Source organism: Bacillus cereus (genome assembly GCF_002561295.1).
Lineage (GTDB): Bacteria > Bacillota > Bacilli > Bacillales > Bacillaceae_G > Bacillus_A > Bacillus_A cereus_S.
In genome coordinates this window covers 65541-82774 of the sequence record NZ_NTUG01000010.1, presented here as the reverse complement: position 1 = coordinate 82774, position 17234 = coordinate 65541, and the positions used below count along the sequence as shown (strand labels likewise).

Here is a 17234-nt window from a genome sequence, read left to right as displayed (position 1 = left end):
TTGCATGAACATTCTTGCTTAATTAACGATACTTTGACTTCCGTAGTTCTAGAAAGTAGAAAACACTCTACATGTTCTAGAACTTTTTTCTTTGGACCAAAATACCGAGTATACGAAATACAGACACCAAGAGAAAAGGGAGAGATTATTTTATGAAGAACAAAATCGTTAAAAAATGCTCTGTTTTAGCGACTACGAGTGTACTGTTATTATCGGCACTTGCAGGATGTAGCTCACCTTCGAAAAGCGAGGCAAAATCAAAAGAAACTCAAAAGCCTATTTTAATTCAAGGGCCTATGCCAATAGAAGCTGAAAAATTTGCAAAAAGATTAAAAGATGTGAAAGAAGAAAAATCAGGAACTTTTGTATTTTATAAAGGAACGGTAGATAACTATCCTGTAATCGTTGCAAAAACAGGTAAAGGAATGGAAAATACAGCAGGTGCTACAGCAATTGCTATTGAAAAATATAAGCCTAAGGCAATTATCAATCAAGGGACATCAGGTGGACATGATCCGAATTTAAATGTATTTGATATCGTTTTAGGAAAACAAGTTGCTAACATCGGCTCTCTTAAAACAACAAATATGAATGAAAACCAAGGGATGGATCCATCGAAATGGATATCGATGGATTTAATGGCTTCTGAAGGAAGTGCAGGAGAAGATCCAAATGCCGAAAAGATTAGATACTACGAGGGTGATAAGGATTTACTCGCAGCAGCGAATGCAGTAAAAGATAAATATACAAAAGGTAAAGTAGTAGAAGGAACAATCGGTTCAGCAGATCTATGGAATAACGAAGTGGATAGAATTAAGTGGTTCCATACAAAATACGGAACATCTGTAGAAGAAATGGAAGGCGCTGCAGCCGCACAAATTGCACAAGCCTATGACGTTCCCTTCTTAGGCATTCGAGTACTATCAAATAATAAAACAAATAATGGGAAATACAATCCAAATACAGCAGCGGCAAATCAAGAATACGTTTATGAAGTAGTAAAAAAATATATAGCAACGATGCCAAATAAATAATTTCAATTAAAAAACGAAGTGATTTTAGTATGATTTCTATACGATTCTCCCTTCGTTTTTTATCTTTAGTTTGATATTACAAGTTCAGGAAATCCCGCTCTACTCCACAACCATAAAGGTGTATGGATATCAATCGGAGCAATCCCGCTACCAGATAAAGCTCTTTCCCATGCATGAGCTACAGTTTGACGACTATCAGCTGTACCATTTAATACCGCCTCTGAACATAATCCTAATTTGACAGTAGCTTTTAAAATATGTGTATCCGGAGCTACTGTAATAAGTTCACGAGATTTCCATTCTATTTCTGTGTAACTCTCCATCACGTATAACCAATAATTAAAGATTTTCGGTCCAGAAAGATAAGGAAATTCTGATTTTCTCGTTTTTTGCATTATATTTTTTAATAAGGAAATATCAAATTGTACAGACTCAATTAACCCCATAACATCTCCATTAGAAGAAGAGTGAGTAAGCCCCGTTGCTACCCGTTTCCAAATTTCAGGATGACGATTAGGTTGTAATGCTACCCTATAATGTACCAACACGTTTCGTAACTCATCTAAATTACACTTAGATACGGTATTTATATGAAAAACCCACGGAGAACCCTCATCAAGATAGGCTTGTACAATCGACTGCCACAACTTATATGAATCTCTTTGATAGTTTAATAACATTCCTAATGTCAACACGTTTGGTAAATCATGAGTTGGTACAATTCCGATTAAAACGTCCTCAGGCATTACTTCACCACCAAGCAATCCTTCAGAATGCATCTGTACTAGTAATTTCACTTTCTTCAAAAAGAAATCGTTGCTCATATTCTTCCTCCATCTGAGTATCGTCACTATAATAAAAATAGCTATACAGCCATACATAAAAAAGCATACTGACAAATTTTCAGCACGCTTTTTATAACAATTTAAGAGTGTAATTTTTCAAATTCCGTTCTCGTTTTTTGTATATAGTTTACAAGCTTCTTTCGTAAATTCTTTAACCATTTCGGATATTCCTCTAATTCTGGAATATCCACCGTTTGAAGTATTTTCGTAAACATCATTAATTGATGCATTCTCATAAACAATGGTAAATTTTTTAAAACTTGTTCATCAATTGATGTTTCTATTGTATATCCCTGCAGAAAAACTTGATAAGACGGATGATTGATATCCACTTTCTCATGAAATATGTCTCGTAAAGCAAATGCAATATCCGCAGCGTACCAATAGTTAGCACAATCGTCAAAATCAATAATTCCAACTTTGTCTGTATTTATAAAAAGATTATCTAATTCAAAATCATAATGAACGATTCCAAAGTTATCACTTGTAATAGGTAGCTCATTTGCCCAAGTAGAAATGCGCTCTAATTCTTTATAGGCAGCCCGCTCACTTTCAGGCAATATCTTTCTTACAAAATGAAGATGATCTTTCCAGGTTGCGCGATTTTGATATAAATCTTTCGGCATATGTTTCAAAGTTTGATGAAGCTTACCTAAAGCTCTTCCCCATAATAAAAATTGCTCTGCACATAACTCTTCAATCTCGCATTGCCTACCATCAAGTCCCTTAAAAACAACTGCATAAAAAGTTCCTACTTCCGTCTCAACTTCTTCAATATATCGCTTATTTTTGGACAGAATTGGCACTGCGACTTCTACAGAATGATTAAATATATACTGCAAAATATTAATTTCAGCTGTAATCGTTTCTATACTTCTTTCCTGTTTTTCTACAAACCTAAGAAAATAACGTTCTTCATCCTTTTTGAATACAAATATGAAATTTGCACTTGAACGAAAATAATATAATGACTTCTTATCATATTCCCAGTTTTCTAGAATTCTCTCTGCTAACGGGCTTCTCCATTCATCATCAACAGTTTCTACTACCTTTAGCATAGAACTCAATTTCATCATACAATCCACCTCATTTTATTTTTCACATAAACGATGTGGAAATGTATCTATCTCATGTAGATTGTATTTTTTAAAATGAATTATCACACCAGCTATATGAGTGAGAAAGATCCAGGCTTATTTCCACACGTTTACTGAGTAAATGCATCATGGAATCTACTCACCTCCTTTTTATTATTAAGAAAATTATAACAATTACCAATTTATATAAGCAACTATTTATGAAAAACAGGGAAATCTTCAACATTCCCGTTAATTTTTCATTCTTTTCAGTCTTATCTATGTACATTTTTTTATTTATTAGATATATTATGGTTATTGAATGATTACAATTATCCATCTATCGCTTATATAAATACTTGTATTTCTTATATCCATGATAAAACTACAAAATTTTTGAATGTTCATTTGTCAAATGAATTCGACAGGGAAGGAGGTTTGTGGTTTATTCATCAGGATATAATGTTCAGTTTTTCCTTTTAGGTAGCTGATAAAAATACAGGAGGCGACATGATGTTTCGTACGATTTCAAACTTTATGAGAGTAGCTGAGATAAGAAGGAAGATCCTTTTTACACTTGCGATGTTAATTGTTTTTCGAATTGGCACGTTTATACCAGTTCCTCATACTAACGCAGAGGTATTAAAAGTACAAGATCAAGCCAATGTTTTAGGTATGCTTAATGTATTTGGCGGAGGAGCACTGCAAAACTTCTCAATCTTTGCTGTAGGTATCACACCATACATTACAGCTTCCATCATTGTACAGTTATTACAGATGGATGTTGTACCAAAATTTACAGAGTGGGCAAAGCAAGGAGAAATGGGCCGCAAAAAGTCAGCTCAATTTACCCGATACTTTACAATCATTCTCGCATTCATTCAAGCTATAGGAATGTCTATTGGCTTTAACAATATAGCAGGCGGGCAATTAATTTCTAATCCAGGATGGACTACATATTTATTTATTGCTACAGTATTAACTGCCGGTACTGCATTTTTACTTTGGTTAGGTGAACAAATTACTGCAAACGGCGTAGGGAACGGAATTTCAATGCTTATCTTTGCGGGGCTTGTTGCAGCAATTCCAAATGTCGTAAATCAAATTTATTTACAGCAATTCCAAAATGCTGGAGATCAACTCTTTATGCATATTATAAAAATTGTATTGATTGGATTAGTTATTTTAGCAATCGTTGTCGGCGTTATTTATATTCAACAGGCAATTCGAAAAATACCGATTCAATATGCAAAAGCTGTCAAAGGAAACAATCAATATCAAGGAGCAAAAAATACGCATTTACCTTTAAAGGTAAATAGTGCTGGTGTAATCCCAGTAATCTTTGCTTCAGCATTTCTTATGACACCGCGGACAATCGCACAGCTCTTCCCGGATTCTAGTGTTTCCAAATGGTTAAGTACAAATCTAGATTTCGCCCATCCAATTGGCATGACACTTTACGTTGGTCTCATTATTGCTTTCACATACTTCTATTCATTTATTCAAGTAAATCCTGAACAAATGGCAGAAAACTTGAAAAAGCAAAATGGATATGTTCCAGGTATCCGACCAGGAAAATCAACAGAGCAATATGTAACAAAGATTTTGTATCGCTTAACATTTATTGGCGCTCTCTTCTTAGGTGCTATTTCAATTTTACCACTTGTTTTCACAAAGGTTGCTACTTTACCACCTTCTGCTCAAATTGGTGGTACGAGCTTACTCATCATCGTAGGAGTAGCATTAGAAACAATGAAAACGTTAGAAAGTCAGCTTGTAAAACGTCATTACAAAGGATTTATAAAAAAAGTAAACTAACGCTTTATACATACAAACTAGGCATAATGAAACCCTCTCGTTATATACGAGAGGGTTTTTCATATTGCTCTAAAAAATAGGTTAACTATATGAATATTGAGTTATCGGAAAGGATTTGTTTTCTTTTTAAAAAAAGATTAATAGTTACAGATCACATATTTTTAAATAAAGCCCAATCAAAATTTTTTATAAATTTAAAAATCCATTTTTGATTTTTAAAGATTCGTAGATATATTGAATTTCGATATTGTTACATAATCTAAACCTTACAAAAATAGAATACACATATAAAGTTCTCAACCACCCCCTCTCTCAAATCGAATGATTAGGAAAAAGAGAGGATTGGATAAAAATAGGTAAAAGAAGACTTTAGTGATCAAGAAAGGATTGGTGAAAAGCCATGAATCAAGTAAGTGATAAAATCCGAACATACTTTGAGGAGTTCAATCGGGCACATAATGCGTTTGAGCCAGACCTTCTGGCTCCTCATGTGAGTAATCCCCTTGTGGGTGCCGATCCTAGTGGCGCTCTTCAAATAGTCTCGAAAGAAGATTATCTGGCAGGGACTGAAAAAAGTCAGGAATACTTACATTCCTTGGGTTTTCAATTCGTCAAAACGACCCCAGTAGAAGAAATCCCCCTCAATCCTTACTATACGATGGTGAAAACAAAGGGTACGATGCGCCTTGAAAAAATACCGGGTCAACCAGTAGATCTAATCCATGATACTATTTACATCTTGTACATGAAAGATGAGAAACCTAAAATGGTATTTACTCTTTCTCACGAGGACCCTATGAAAATGGCGCAAGAGCAGCATGGTATATCCTATAATGGTCAAAGTTCATGGGATGATCTGCTGTAAATATAACTAAATACCTTTGTTACCGAAAATACCCCTTTAGATAATTTTATCCAAAGGGGTATTTTCGGTACGTTTTTTATAAACAGTTGAAACTTATTTTAAACTAATATTTAATTTATATAACTTTGAAAAACAACAATATACATATAAGAAACTATTTAAATTCCAGTGTCATAAACACACTATTTGGATCTTCTTTATATTCCGAGAACGGTTTGCAATATTGAAACCCCATGCTTGTATACAAACTTCTAGCCGGTATGAACACACCCATAGATCCTGTTTCTAAACTTAGCCTCTGATAGCCACGTCGCTTTGCTTCTTCAATTATATGTTGAAGAAGCCGCTTGGCAACACCTTTTCTTAAATGCGTTGAAGATGTTTTCATTGATTTTATTTCTCCATGTTGACTATTGAGTTCCTTAAGTGCACAGCATCCAACTAAATCTTTCCCTTCCCATGCACTCAAAAATGTAATATCTTCTTTCCGCAATCCATCTAAATCTAGAGCATGTCTGCTTTCTGGAGGAGAATGTAATGCCATGCTTTGCAGATGATCCATCAATAATTTTTCTACTTCAGTACCGGTTAAATCATCTATTTTTATCTCCATAAAAATCCCCTTCCTAAGCAATATATTCAAATTGTTTTAATGAAATTGGAAAAACTTCGTGATTCCTCTTATAACTTATATAAATCAAGTGGCTGTACTTGTACAAAACGATTATTCCATATAGATTCATGATGCTCTATAATTTGCTCTGCGCTAAGTTGATTGCTATTTAAAGTACTATGCGCGCCTTTTACTAGCAAATTATGTTGATATCCTTTACTATAGGCAATTCGTATAGTCGTATCTAAGCAAAATTCAGTTTGAGCGCCTACAAAAACCAATTGCTCTACGCCTAATTTTTTTAACATTTCTTCTAAAGTAGTTTTATAGAAGGCATCCCATGTGATTTTTTCCATAACAATATCATTACTTTCTCGGCACAATCCTTTATGTAATTCCCAGGCGTATTTCCCTTTCGCCATTTCATCTGATGGATCTTGGTCTGTATGCTGAATGAAAATCACTGGTATTTCCTTTACTTTTGCCCAGTTAATGACTGTATTCACATTTTTAAGCAACTGTTCATGATGATATAAGTAATTCTTTTCTTCTGAAAAAAAGATTTCTTGCAAATCGACAACGACTAATGCTTGTTTCACATATATCTCTCCAATCCGTTTGCTGAATTGAAATTCCCATTGCCCCTTAATATGTATTATCGTCTATTTCATAACTCAAAAGAGCCCTATCATATATAGGGCTCTTTTATTAAAATGATATATAATTATAACATATAATAATTCTAATTCTTCCTAATAATTCGTTTTTTGTTACTTATGAATGTTTCCTACCGGGAACAGCCTATATTTTGAATCAGGAATCAGACTATAGCTATATACGAATTAACTATTCCATGTTGAATGAGGAAGACATGTTAATCAGATTAACAAGACTGCATAGCGTATTACTGAATTTCCTAAAACAGCAAAAAATAGTTAACATCTCTCCATATTAACTATTTTTTCAACATGTGTTGGTGTAATATCTTTTCTAACATTTCACAAGTAACTGGTTGTGCTCCAGCTGTTAGTTGATAACCAACGCGACCGTTCGGTTCTACCGTTACTTGTTGTAATGTTTTAATATCATGAATTCCTTGTTCCCTTAAGCACATAAGCAATTGCTGTTCAGTCATTTTTGCCCGCCTCAAATTATTATTTAAAATTTTTCCGTTTTCAATAATAACAATGCTATTACCATTTAAAAACTCTTCAATTCCTCGTGAATTCATTTCTAAATAATGAATAATAAGTAAAACACCTGAAAATATACAAGCAGCAAGGATCGACGGAACTACTTTTCTACTTAATACCGGCTCTACAATAATACGCCCAATGGAAACAACAATAATAATCTCAGCTCTTGTCATCTGACTAACTGATTTACTCCCGGTTAATTTTAAAACAAGGATGCCTGTAATAATTAGAATTATGCTTTCAAAAAAAATATTCATCTACAATCCATTCCTTGAATAATGATTTATCGTTATAGTAGATAATGACAAAAAGGTGAATGTTTTAATTTGATAAAATTTCTGATTCCCCAAAATGGCATAATAGATCTATGTTTTTTCATTTAAATAATTTTGTAAACGATGAATATATATTTATAATCCAAGTAATAAAAGATTGAAATGCATATGTATTTTTATCAATAACTATGCTTGTTAGACTACCTATAACCGCACTCCATATGATGTCAAATGGATAATGATGCCCGACCCAAATACGTGAAAAACCTGTCAAAACTGCTAATACCCACATAATAGATCCAATAAGACGTTCACGAAGCAAAATGGAAGTTGCTACAGCAAAAGCTAAAGCAGTATGTTTACTTGGGAATGAAGAATTATTCTTTGATGGAATAAGCAAATGAATTCGATGGACAATAAAAGGACGAGGTTTAAAATAAAAAAATTGGATGATACGGTTTATAAATAAAGTGATTCCTGCTGATATTCCTGCGTACAAAATAATTTTTTTGTAGAAATTGTTTCTAAACCACATACATAGCAATATGAAAAGGTATAAATATCGGGTCTTCTGTGAGATAAAAACCATTATTGTATCCATAGTATTTCCTCGTCCAGCGAGACGATTAATCGCTTTAAATAGTATATAATTCATTATGAACGTTCTCCTTTATTTTCAGAAATATACAGAAACCAATCACCTAATAAATAAAAAGCAGTTTAGGAATGGATAATCTAAGGGGCAGTTAGTCACGAACAAATTTAAAATGGCCCCCACAAGCTATAAACCATACCTCCAACAAAGAACACTAAACCTAAAACTAATACGATAAAAGCGAGGATTGATTTTTTATTATATTCCATGAAATTTACCTCCCATAAAATTAAAATTGTTGGTTTTGTATACATTTCCCCACAACCAAAACCTTTAGTCATAAAAAATATAGAATTATAATCTGTCCAAACTACCTATCAACCTTTTATTCGCCCCCGTATGTCTCCTTTTGAATGGTTTTCTGTATGAACATTTACATAAGCACACCGTTTCCTTTCTTTCCCACTAGTTCTAATAAAAACATTCCTTATAAAAGGATCGACAAAATTATTTTCTGCAATCATTCTTGTTGTCACATCTCTATCGACACTACTACCAAGCGTTGTTGCTCCAAAAAGACATGTAACAACCAGACAGTTTTCCACCTTTATTCCCATATGAATATGAGCAGCAGTTTACTCTTTCGCTCTTTAATTACCAATGCTGTAATGCGGAATTTCCCATTTACACGAGAGACCTTTGAGGAACGTGACCAGCGTGTTGTGTTTGATCCGATTAATAGTATCGCGCACCTACTAAGATGACTTAATAGACACTGCATTCTCGAACGTATGCAGTGTCTATGTTGGCTCAAAAAGATCCTGTGCTATGTAAATACCTTTTCGGACAAAGAATTGTGCTGTATGATGGAAGATATGTACCGCTCTGTTTGTAATTGGAAGTTTAGTTGCTTCCAGTCCGCTAAAAAGAAAGATGTTATATGTTAATAAAGGAACTAACACAACTTCAACAAATTTCTAATTTAAGGGGTATTAGGCATGAGAGAACGTATTATAAGCGCTTTTATTGAAGAGATTCATGATAAAGGCATGAAGTTTACAATGGATGATTTAGCGAAACGCATTGGTATAAACAAACGATACCTTTATCAACATTTTTCTTCAAAAGTTGAAATTTTAGAATTAATTATCGATCAATCATTGTCGGAATTTGATGAAAAAACAGAACAAATTATGAATAATACATCTTTAAGCCTGATTGAAAAAATTAAACAGATTTGTACTGTGTTACCTAATTTCGAATTTTACGACTACAAAGTATTGGAACAAATGAAGCGCTATTATCCAGAGCAATGGAAAAAAGTGAATGACGCTTTGAATGAGTGGGAAGCGCTACGCTTGTTAATTGAAGAAGGTATACGGCAAGGTGACCTCAATGAAATCAATTCAACACTCGCTGTAAAATTGATCATAGATGCTACAAATTCTGTCTTTGATCAACGTTTTTATATGGAAAATAATATTACTTTACCAGAAGCACTCTCATCTATCGTAGACGTATTATTGTTCGGCTTAGTCAAAAGCAAATCATAATAATGGTCTAATAAAAAAACGGGTAAAGGAACCTTCGTTCCACCCGTTTTTTTATTAGACCTTCTCGCCTTCTGTATTATCCTGAAAAATGATAGTCCATCAACTATCATTAAGATTAGTAAATAACAATTATTTTGAATATTCTGAATTTAATTTGTATAAAGTAAGGTAACAATCGGATAACGATGCTGTGTACTATGAAACGCAAATATTTCAGTAAAGTATACGGTTGTAATAAGCGAATGCTGCCCCTAATTTTACATTATTTCAAATTGATCTCATAGTTCATTTTATAATTCTTTGTCAAAAATACTGGACAATCCCATTCACAAACAAGGTCTTTTGCCAAGGAAACAATCCACCCCTTTGTAATATGGTATTTTTCTCTATCAACAGTAATAAACACTTCACCATCTGTCACATAGAAAACTTCCTGCTCTTCTACATGCCAAGTTCCTTTATTCGGTTCACCTACCCCTTCTTCCCAAGTATCAACACCTAATTGTTGTGCTTCTTCTGCTGTGATTTTTTTCGCAACAAACATGATAATCCTCTCTCTTTCTTGTAAATAATTTTAAAGGAACAGTTTCTATACACCTACTGCCTTAACATTCGGATCTTTTAAACGTTTAAACTCTTTTCTCATAAAGTATAGTGCAATGAGAACACCTGGAATTTCTGCAGCAGGACCTGCGTACCATATACCTTCCACACCCCAAAATTTTGGGAAAATAAATAGAAACGGGAACAAGAACAACAGCATTTTACTAACATTAATAAACGTTGCGATCCAATTTCTCTCTTGAGATTCGAAATAACCGGATATAAGTAAGCTGACTGCATTAAGCATAAATAAAGAGTTGAATACAACTGTCGTCCAAATGCCCAGTTTCTGCAATTCAGGATTACCCATGGAAAAGAATGATACAATTGGATCTGCAAAAATAATTAGTATGATTGTCATAATCATAAAGAAGACAACCGTAAAAATGAGTCCTATCTTTATTGCTTGTTTAACACGATCAAAGTTACCTGCACCGTAATTGTAACTAATGATCGGTTGAAGTCCCGTCATCCCACCGATTGCCGCTAAGGCGAGCAGATTTGTAATATACCCATTTTGAATCGTGAAAGCAGCAACGTGCAGCCCACCACCATAGCTTTGCAGTAAATTGTTGAAGATAATAATGGCAAAAAACATCATAAACTGGCTCGAAAAAGATGCAAAGCCTGTCCAAGCTACCTCACCAATTGTCTTAAGATTAATCATCATATCTTTTATTTTTGGTTTGAGTTTTGTTTTACCAAACCAAAAATAAAAGATTAGTAAAATAGGAATAGATTGTGCAATCGTATTCGCCCATGAGGAGCCAATCAACCCCATGTTATACTTCGTTATCATAATCCATTCCGTAATCGCGGCAACACCTGCTGCCACTAACCAACTACTCATTGATAATACAGGTTTTTCATCGATATTCGTTAAAATGCTTAGTACAACCGCCAATATCGTTATTGGCAATGTAAGCCACAATAGTCGACTGTATTGTACCGCATATGGAAGTGCATCATGACTTGCTCCGAAGAAAATCATAATTTGATTTTCAAAGACCAATCCAAGTACAGCTAGCAAAATAGAGAAAAAAAGAGTAAACCATAATGTTTGTCCCATAATACTCCTAGCTTCTTCGATTTTCCCCTTTCCAAGTCGAAGTGAAATGACCGCTCCGGCTCCTATACCAAAAAGTACGCCAAGCATACGGGTAATAACCATAACCGTAAATCCAATTCCGATTCCTTCCACCTCCACCTCCTGAAAGTAGCTTACGAAATAGCCATCAACAACCGCTACCACTCCAAAAACCGCATTAGCCATAATTCCTGCCAAAGCAAACCGTAAATATAGCAACGGAATACTTTTGCTTCCTAGCAATGAAGCATTTGCTGACTTATTCATTATTTCTATTTGTTCTGACTTTGATGAGGGACGGTTTCCTATTTCCATGACCATATCCTCCTAAAAATAATTTATACAGCAAGTTAAGCCAAATTAATTTGCATACCAGCCTACGGGCTTGGCATGCTGGTGGATGTTGATTTGCTTCATTTCCATAAAGTGTTCTAGTCCAACAGCACCTAACGCTCGGCCAATTCCACTTTGCTTATATCCGCCCCAAGGCCCTTCAACATAGGCGAGGTGATAACTATTAATCCAAGTAATTCCCGCACGCAATTTACTAACAACACGTTTTGCCCGTTCCATGTCTTCAGTAAATACAGCACCAGCTAATCCATAAATGGAATCATTCGCTTTTTGAATAGCATCTTCCTCATCTTTAAATTTCTGGACAACAAGGACAGGGCCAAAAATCTCTTCCTTAACAATACGCATATTCGCATTAGCATCAGCAAAGATCGTTGGTGCAATAAAAAATCCTCGATCAAGCTCATTTTCTGTTAAGCGCCTACCACCACAAACTAATTTTGCACCTTCTTCGACTCCACTCTTAATGTAATCTAAAATGTCATTCATATGAGCCTCACTTGTGATGGCCCCCATTTCAATGGTCTCACTTTCTCCGTTGCCAACTACAATTTTATTTGCACGCTCGGCCAGTCTTTCAACAAACTTATCATAAATTGTCTCTTGTACAAGCAGGCGGGATGCAGCTGAACAAACTTGCCCAGCATTATGGAAAATACCGAACATAGCATTCTCAACTGCAGTTTCAAAATCTACATCGTCGAACACAATAAATGGAGATTTACCTCCCAGTTCAAGTGTGATTTTTTTCATATTTTCCGCAGCTGCGCGCATAATACTTTGGCCTGTTTTTGTTCCGCCAGTAAAAGCAACCTTATCAACATCATGACTCTTAGCAAGCTCATTCCCAACTTTTGATCCTGGTCCCAATACTAAGTTTGCCACTCCGGCTGGAAGCCCGACTTCTTCAATAATTTCAAATAATTTGAATACGCTTACAGGAGTGATTTCCGCAGGCTTAATTACAATTGTATTTCCAGCAGCGAGTGCAGGGGCAATTTGCCAAACAGCTAACATAAGAGGGAAGTTCCAAGGGACAATAAGCCCACAAACACCAACCGGCTCCTGTATAATAATTGTTTCTGAAGAATCAGCACGAGTGTAAGATTCTTTTTTCATATCTTTAATTAAGTCAGCGTAATAGCGGAAGCATTGAATCGACACCGGAATATCCGCATAGGTTGTTGCACGTATAACCTTACCGTTATTTGCAGTTTCCAAACGTGCAATTTCATCCGCCTTCTCTTCAAGACGATCTGCAATCTTATAAAGATATTCAGCTCTTTCATCAGCCGATAAATCTGACCAAATCCCGCTGTCGAACGCTTTGCGAGCCACCTTTACTGCCACCTTTGCATCATCTGCTGATCCATCAGCAGATGATGCAATCACCTCTCCAGTTGCAGGATTTATAACGTTTTTTCTAGCTCCAGATAACGCTTCTACCCATTTCCCATCAATGAACATGTTAATTTTCACAAGGCATCTCTCCTTTAGGCAAAAATATCATGCAATTTGAAACCAATATGCGCTAGATTTACAAGCATATTTTTCTGATTATGGAACGGGAATGATTTTAGGCGTTCTTTTTCAAATCGATACCCGCCTGCATTCCCTGTAACAATCCATTGTGCCAATAACTTTCCAAACAATGTTGAGAGAGAAGCGCCGTGTCCCGTATAACCTGTTGCAAAATATGCGCCTTCTTTGGATCGGCCGATAACCGGAAATGTATCAATTGTAACTCCGATAAATCCACCCCAACGGTATTCAATTTTGCTTCCTGCCAGTTTTGGCATCAAATTTACCATCGCATCGTAAACTTTTTGATACACGCCATCATCTAAGTTTGGACGAATGTCGCCACCGCCAAATACGATTCGATTATCTGGTGTACGACGGAAATAGTACAGAAAACTACTGGTATCAAAAACCATGCGATTTTTAGGAATGACAGTATTCAATAATGACTCTGGCAGTGGTTCAGTTGCAATAATACGTGCCGAAATTGGCAGTACTCCTTTATTCAGTTCATTTATAATTTTTCCCGAGTAACCATCCGTCGCCACAATAATATCTTTCGCAATAGCAGAACCTTTTTTTGTTTTCACTTTCACACTATTTCGACCGTACTCGATGGATAATACTTTAGAATGCTCAAAAATTCTAGCACCGATCGATTTAGCTGCTTCTCCCAAACCAATTGCATAATTCAGTGGATGGAATGAGTAACTTAAGTCGTCGACTAAGCAACCATGATAAAACGGAGAATCAATCTCTTGATGCAATTGACTTCGATCGAGCATTCTTGATTCGTATCCGAAGTTTTCGTTTAAGTATGCGCTTTCAAGTTTCAATTCTTCAAAATGCTTAGCTTTGTAAGCCGCTACAATGTGACCTGTATTCCTAAAGTCACAGTTAATTTGATGTTCGTCAATCATGTTTTTTACCAGTTCAATACTAAATAAAGAGAGATCGTTTAGCTGTCTAGCCTCTTCGGGGCCATACTTTTTGGCAAGTTGCTGCATTGTTGGCTTATAGCCGGGCAATACCATCCCACCGTTACGCCCGCTGGCGCCGTATCCAATTGTTTCTTGCTCTAGGACAATGACATTCTTTCCTAACTTTTGCAAATGATAAGCAGAGGAGAGACCTGTGAAACCAGCGCCAATAACGACAACATCCGCCTCTTCATTTCCTTCTAGAGTTTTTCCTTTCTTATAGCTATTTGCAGTCGATGACCATAGAGAAAGTGTATTCATTTGATTCATCTTTTCACTTCCTTCTTCCTGTTCATTTGAAAGAACCATTTTAGTGGAGAATACGAAATACAAAGGTGTACAAATTTTTTCTATTACTTGATTTACTGGGAATCTTCCCTTTAAAATCAAGCGATATAACCCTTGTAACTAAAAATGTTATTCCAGTTACAAGTTAATTATACTGAATAAACTGAATTTTACAACTATTTTGTTCTTATTTTTTTGATTATTGCTTTGATGATTTCTAATGTAAGCTGATTCACAGAAAGACCTCTTTTCTTTGGATTTTGTTCAATCAAGAAAAAGTCTTTCTTTTTGCGTGCTTATTCATTTACAAAAAATATTGTATACTCTTTAAACTATCTTATATGGGGTAGCACGCTAAGGAAGTTTCAACCCATAAAAAAAGTCGACTTCTTAACCCGAAAATCGACTTTTTTATGTATGCTTATCGAACTAAAGCCCCCGTTAGCTTAATAAGAAAAAAGGTTACTAGAAGAATAATGGCTTTTATGTTGATTAATTTCTTCTTCTAAAATTTTTAATGTATGATGTCTATTTTTTTGAAATCACAGTAAACATCCCCGTCATGTTGGGTGAGTAATCTTTAAAATCATATTTTTCATAGAATGATTTTTTACCTTGTGATGCAAACAAACCAATAAACGCTTTATCTGGGGCATTCCGATTTAAGTATTCAACCAAAATACTCATTATTTCCTTTCCAATGCCATTCTTTTGATAATCTGGATGAACCACTATATCTTGAATATAGAAATAGATAGCTCCATCGCCCACAATTCTCCCCATACCCACAATTTGATCATTATCATTGACTGTGATGCAGTAAATAGAATTTTGAAGTGATGTTTCCACTACTTCAAAATTCATATAATTAGTCCATCCCACAGAATCACACAAATATTTGTATTCTTCCAATGTTGGAATGTTATTTTTAATCTCATATTTCTTCAAAATGTATCCTCCAATACTTCAATTTCACCAAATAAAATATATTCGGCACAGTTTTATCTCATCCTCTTACTAACTTAACTTGCCCCGTTAGGTTTTCCGATTAACGTTGTAAATCCGCATAAGCCTGACTCTACCCCTTTTTGGTATCAATCATTGTCACAATATTAAGCGGGAGCTATAAATTGTTAATCTTTCTTAAAATGGAAATCTGCACGACTTACGTGTTTCATTTCCTCGATTACTCTATGAATTCCTACCCGGATTTTTTCTTCTTTCACATTTGATACATTTAGTTTTAAAAGTTTTTCTTTATGAAAAAAAGATAAATAATTTTTATCCACAGTCTCTATAAATATTTGATTTTGCCTTAAGTTGTGAATAAGCGTTTCCACCATAATATTTTTATGTAATGATAAGCACGTATGTATTCCTATATTGTTTTCTGTTTTATAAAACAGATGTTGATTTTCTTTATAAGCCTCTTCTAATACCTCAGATAACACTTTAGATCTAATGTAATATGACAATTGGATTTTTTGTTTGTGTCGTTCAAACATCCCACTTTTTATGTAAATTTCTAACGCAGCTTGGGAAATCATTGAACTATCAATATCTAATAGTTTTTTATATTTATGAAACGCTTCTGCAATAGAAGAAGGAATAACTGCCAAACCTACACGTAACCCAGGGAAAATAATCTTTGAATAACTTTTTAGATAGATTATATGTGAAGAATCATCGTAACTATATAGTGGATCCACCTTTGGATTTTGTTCTAAATCTGCTAAATAATCATCTTCTACTATAAATACATTATATTTCTTCGCGAGGGAAATAATCTTTTCTTTTTCTTTCTTAGAATATGAAGTACCTAGTGGGTGATGGAGTCTTGGAATGGTATAAAAGAATTTTATCTTTCCCGTTCGAAATATCTTTTCTAACTCAATTAAATCAATACCTTCAACAGTTCGTTTTATTCCAATTACAGGAATACGATTTGTTTCTATATATTCAATAAATAAGTGATAACTCGGTTGCTCAATAAGTATCGTTTCATTTTGATTTGGAAAGGGTATAGAAGTTAATATAGCGAGAGCTTGCTGAACTCCCGAGGTGATGAAGATGTTTTCTTCTTTTGTAAAAACTTGATAGTTTGCTAGTTGTTTTTGCACAACTGAAATTAGAGATGGTAATCCTTTAGGTGTACCGTATATAAACAAATCATTCTTATACGTATCAATGGCCTTATTAATACAATGTTGAAAATCTAAATACGGAAATACATCTGGATCTGGAGCTGAAGATGCAAAATCAATTTTCTCTGCTTCATCTTCTTCATGATTCCCCATTCTTTTCACCACATAGTACCCACTTTGAGGTACGGAATAAATAATATGACGCTTCTCTAATTCATGAAGCGCACGTATAATTGTTGCTTTGTTGCACTCATATTGTGATACAAGTGAACGTATAGACGGTAATTTCTTCCCTTCTTTTATCTCTCCTTTTTGAATCATGCTTTCTAAATCATTTAATACATTTAAATATTTATACACGATTACACCTCATATCCATTTTGTACC

General features: G+C 34.7%; 17 protein-coding genes. 4 read left to right on the top strand and 13 right to left on the bottom strand.

Annotation, left to right across the window (positions count from 1 at the left end; translation table 11 throughout):
• The first annotated feature begins 152 nt into the window (after positions 1-152).
• Entirely contained in the window at positions 153-1034 is an 882-nt protein-coding gene (locus CN373_RS08735; RefSeq protein ID WP_098359108.1) for a 5'-methylthioadenosine/S-adenosylhomocysteine nucleosidase, read from the top strand.
• 65 nt (positions 1035-1099) lie between these two features.
• On the opposite strand, the gene CN373_RS08730 is transcribed toward CN373_RS08735, so the two are convergent.
• Together CN373_RS08730 and CN373_RS08725 are read right to left on the bottom strand one after the other, a co-directional pair.
• Complete coding sequence (locus CN373_RS08730) at positions 1100-1858, bottom strand: hypothetical protein (protein WP_000063805.1); 759 nt, start codon at positions 1856-1858, stop codon at positions 1100-1102.
• A 101-nt stretch (positions 1859-1959) separates the two neighbouring features.
• Positions 1960-2955 (bottom strand): phosphotransferase enzyme family protein, encoded by a 996-nt coding sequence (locus CN373_RS08725; protein WP_002056759.1) that lies wholly within the window; start codon positions 2953-2955, stop codon positions 1960-1962.
• A 513-nt stretch (positions 2956-3468) separates the two neighbouring features.
• Between CN373_RS08725 and secY the strand changes: the two genes are divergently transcribed.
• Both secY and CN373_RS08715 read left to right on the top strand, forming a co-directional pair.
• Complete coding sequence (gene secY / locus CN373_RS08720) at positions 3469-4773, top strand: preprotein translocase subunit SecY (protein WP_098359106.1); 1305 nt, start codon at positions 3469-3471, stop codon at positions 4771-4773.
• A 400-nt stretch (positions 4774-5173) separates the two neighbouring features.
• A complete protein-coding gene (locus tag CN373_RS08715) occupies positions 5174-5638 on the top strand; it encodes a hypothetical protein (RefSeq protein WP_001077665.1) in 465 nt (154 codons plus the stop codon).
• A 154-nt stretch (positions 5639-5792) separates the two neighbouring features.
• Here the strand turns inward: CN373_RS08715 and CN373_RS08710 are convergent, their stop codons facing one another.
• From CN373_RS08710 to CN373_RS26155, 5 genes are all read right to left on the bottom strand, one after another.
• Positions 5793-6251, bottom strand: a complete 459-nt coding sequence (locus tag CN373_RS08710) for a GNAT family N-acetyltransferase (protein WP_000403179.1) — start codon at positions 6249-6251, stop codon at positions 5793-5795.
• Positions 6252-6319: 68 nt separating this feature from the next.
• Positions 6320-6850, bottom strand: coding sequence for an isochorismatase family protein (locus CN373_RS08705; protein ID WP_000806396.1), 531 nt, complete (start codon positions 6848-6850; stop codon positions 6320-6322).
• A 356-nt stretch (positions 6851-7206) separates the two neighbouring features.
• Positions 7207-7704, bottom strand: a complete 498-nt coding sequence (locus tag CN373_RS08695; protein ID WP_001019927.1) for a DUF421 domain-containing protein — start codon at positions 7702-7704, stop codon at positions 7207-7209.
• A 118-nt stretch (positions 7705-7822) separates the two neighbouring features.
• Complete coding sequence (locus CN373_RS08690; protein ID WP_001106702.1) at positions 7823-8377, bottom strand: undecaprenyl-diphosphatase; 555 nt, start codon at positions 8375-8377, stop codon at positions 7823-7825.
• A 317-nt stretch (positions 8378-8694) separates the two neighbouring features.
• Positions 8695-8940: a CHRD domain-containing protein gene (locus CN373_RS26155; protein ID WP_255266945.1), complete on the bottom strand. Its 246-nt coding sequence runs from the start codon at positions 8938-8940 to the stop codon at positions 8695-8697.
• Between the two features lie 375 nt (positions 8941-9315).
• Between CN373_RS26155 and CN373_RS08675 the strand changes: the two genes are divergently transcribed.
• Positions 9316-9870: a TetR/AcrR family transcriptional regulator gene (locus tag CN373_RS08675; protein ID WP_001209178.1), complete on the top strand. Its 555-nt coding sequence runs from the start codon at positions 9316-9318 to the stop codon at positions 9868-9870.
• A gap of 262 nt (positions 9871-10132) precedes the next feature.
• On the opposite strand, the gene CN373_RS08670 is transcribed toward CN373_RS08675, so the two are convergent.
• The 6 genes from CN373_RS08670 to CN373_RS08645 all read right to left on the bottom strand — a co-directional run bounded on the left by CN373_RS08670 (position 10133) and on the right by CN373_RS08645 (position 17207).
• A complete protein-coding gene (locus tag CN373_RS08670; RefSeq protein ID WP_098359105.1) occupies positions 10133-10414 on the bottom strand; it encodes a cupin domain-containing protein in 282 nt (93 codons plus the stop codon).
• A gap of 45 nt (positions 10415-10459) precedes the next feature.
• Entirely contained in the window at positions 10460-11875 is a 1416-nt protein-coding gene (locus CN373_RS08665) for an MATE family efflux transporter (RefSeq protein WP_425290450.1), read from the bottom strand.
• Between the two features lie 45 nt (positions 11876-11920).
• The gene (locus CN373_RS08660; protein ID WP_098359103.1) at positions 11921-13393 is read right to left on the bottom strand and encodes an aldehyde dehydrogenase family protein; all 1473 of its coding nucleotides are present in this window, start codon (positions 13391-13393) and stop codon (positions 11921-11923) included.
• A 14-nt stretch (positions 13394-13407) separates the two neighbouring features.
• On the bottom strand, positions 13408-14724 hold the full coding sequence (locus tag CN373_RS08655) for an NAD(P)/FAD-dependent oxidoreductase (protein WP_053329716.1): 1317 nt from the start codon (positions 14722-14724) through the stop codon (positions 13408-13410).
• 507 nt (positions 14725-15231) lie between these two features.
• Complete coding sequence (locus CN373_RS08650; protein ID WP_000759741.1) at positions 15232-15651, bottom strand: GNAT family N-acetyltransferase; 420 nt, start codon at positions 15649-15651, stop codon at positions 15232-15234.
• 185 nt (positions 15652-15836) lie between these two features.
• Entirely contained in the window at positions 15837-17207 is a 1371-nt protein-coding gene (locus CN373_RS08645) for a PLP-dependent aminotransferase family protein (protein WP_000280149.1), read from the bottom strand.
• Positions 17208-17234: the final 27 nt, after the last annotated feature.